General features: G+C 67.5%; 1 protein-coding gene and 1 pseudogene. Both read left to right on the forward strand.

What is annotated here, in order from left to right:
• A pseudogene (locus tag WA944_RS23835) lies at positions 1 to 672 on the forward strand (serine/threonine protein kinase); the annotation flags it as partial.
• Positions 673 to 766: 94 nt separating this feature from the next.
• The coding region (locus WA944_RS23840; RefSeq protein ID WP_526609934.1) for a molybdopterin-dependent oxidoreductase at positions 767 to 2493 on the forward strand (1727 nt) is incomplete at its 3' end.

Raw genomic sequence — 2493 nt, forward strand, 5'->3', positions numbered from 1 at the left:
GCCGCAGGCCCTGCGCCGGCGGCAGCTGCGGTGCGCCCGGGTCCGCCGCCGAGCACCCGGCAGTTCTCCACCGCTGATCCGAACCCTGTTGCCGTCAGCCAGGTGTCACGCCCGGTTCCGGCACGTCCCGCGCCCCCGTCGCGCAAGTCGCGGACAGCGCCGGTGTTGGTGATCGTCACCGTTGCGCTGTTCGGAATCGCCGCTCTGCTGGCAGTGGTGCTGGTGTCCGGACCCGACACCGGCGGGTCCGAACCCCGGATCGCCGCTCCACAACCGTCGGCCCCGGGCGCCACGTCCGAGGACTCGACGACGAGCACCACGCCCACGACGAGCACAGCCCCGATCTCGGGAGTGTCGGGAACCGACGCGCAGGGGTTTGTCGGCCACTCGGCGCGCTGTGATTCCGGAAGCTCGCCCGCCGCGGCGATCAGGACGGCGAACTCGCTGGCGGTGGTGTGCGAAACTGACTCCGGGAGCTACTACTACCGCGGTGAGCGGCTTCGCGACGGCGCCAGCCTGGAACTGTCCGACGCGCGGCCGGCGGGCAGGGGATTCGTCGCCGTCAATCCCGCCGACGGGGCCCGGTATCAGGTGCAGCCCGACATGCTGACCATCTCCAGCAACGGCTCGGTGGACTCCGCGGAGCCGGCGCTGGAATTCGGCTCGCGCTAGCGGGTCACACCACCTTAATCTCGGCGAAATTCCGGTGGCACAACAGTGCTCTTCACTGGAGGCAGCCCACAGCCTCCTTTCGAAGGAATCCGCCATGACCCTCGAGGCAGATCCGACATACGTCCCCAAAGAGCTGACCATCGTGCGCGGCGCGTGCCCGCACGACTGTCCCGACACCTGCGCGATGCTCTACCACGTCGAAGACGGCAAACTTGTTGACGTCAAAGGCGATCCGGACCATCCCATGACCAGGGGTGGCCTGTGCGTCAAGGTCAAGAACTTCCACGAACACCACTACCAGTCCGACCGGTTGATGCACCCGATGCGCCGGGTGGGCGCCAAGGGCGCGGGCGAGTTCGAGCGCATCACCTGGGACGAGGCGTTGGCCGAGATCAAGCAGCGGTGGACGTCGATCATCGACGAGTTCGGCAGCCAGGCGATCATGCCGCACGCCTATCTGGGCCACCAGGGTGTGCTCAACGGGCTCACCTCCGGTGACGCGTTCTTCAATCGCCTCGGCTCGACCGTCGCGGAGAAGACCTACTGCGAGTCCGGGTCGTCGACGGCCTGGCACATGACCGTCGGCGGCTCCGGTGGTCTGGACGTCGAGTCGATGGCGCATTCGAAGTACATCATCGTCTGGGGCATGAACATGACCAGCACGAATCTGCACGGCTGGCCGTTCCTGCTGGAGGCCCGAAAGAACAACGGCGCCAAGATCGTTGTCATCGACCCGTTCCGCACCCGTACGGCCCGGCAGGCCGACTGGCACATCCCGATCCGGCCCGGCACCGACGGAGCGCTGGCCCTGGGGATGATCCACGAGATAATCGCGCAGGGTCTCACGGACGCCGACTACATCGAGAAGTACACCGTGGGCTACGACGAGCTCGCCGCGCGCGCCGCGAACTTCTCGCCCGAGCGGGTCGAGGAGATCACCGGGATACCGGCCGACGACGTCCGCACGCTGGCGCGTGAGTACGCGACGACGCCGCCGGCGGCGATCCGTCAGGGCGTGGCGTTGGAGCGCAGCCGCGGTGGCGGCCAGGCCATCCGCGCGATCACCTGCCTGCCGGCGCTCGTCGGTGCGTGGCGCCACGTCGGCGGCGGCACGATGGAGATGCCGATCTGGGAGTTCCCCACCAAGTTCGACGCGATCTGCAAGCCGGAGTGGATCCCCGAGGGCACCCGTGTGGTCAACGAGCTCGACCTCGGGATGGCGCTGACCGGTGAGCTCGAACTCGACCCGCCCATCCAGTCGCTGTTCGTCTACAACTCCAACCCGGTGTCCCAGGGCCCCGCCCAGGAGAAGACGATGCGCGGCCTGATGCGCGACGACCTGTTCACCGTCGTGAGCGAGCACTTCATCACCGACACCGCGAAGTACGCCGACATCCTGCTGCCGGCCAGCATGCAGGCCGAGCAGCTCGACATCATGGTGACCTGGGGCCACCTCTACATCTCGCTCAATCAGCCGGCGATCGAGCCGCCCGGGGAGTGCGTGCCCAACGTGGAGCTGTTCCGGCGGCTGGCGAAGACCATGGAGTTCGACGAGCAGTCCATGGCCTACTGGGACCGCACCGACCGGGAGATGCTGATCGACTTCCACGACTGGGACGCACCGGCTCTGGACGGCATCACCTTCGAGAAGCTCGAAGAGGTCGGCTGGATGCGGCTCAACGTCGGAACCCCCGACACGAGGGCGCCGCACGCCGAGGGCAACTTCCCGACCCCTTCGGGCAAGTGCGAGTTCAAGTCCAGCCTGGCCGCGGGCGGCAACTTCGTCGTCCCGGTCTGGCGGTCGATGTACGACGGGATGCA

It is taken from the genome of Mycobacterium sp. (assembly GCF_049683355.1).
In the GTDB taxonomy this organism is placed as follows: Bacteria; Actinomycetota; Actinomycetes; order Mycobacteriales; family Mycobacteriaceae; genus Mycobacterium.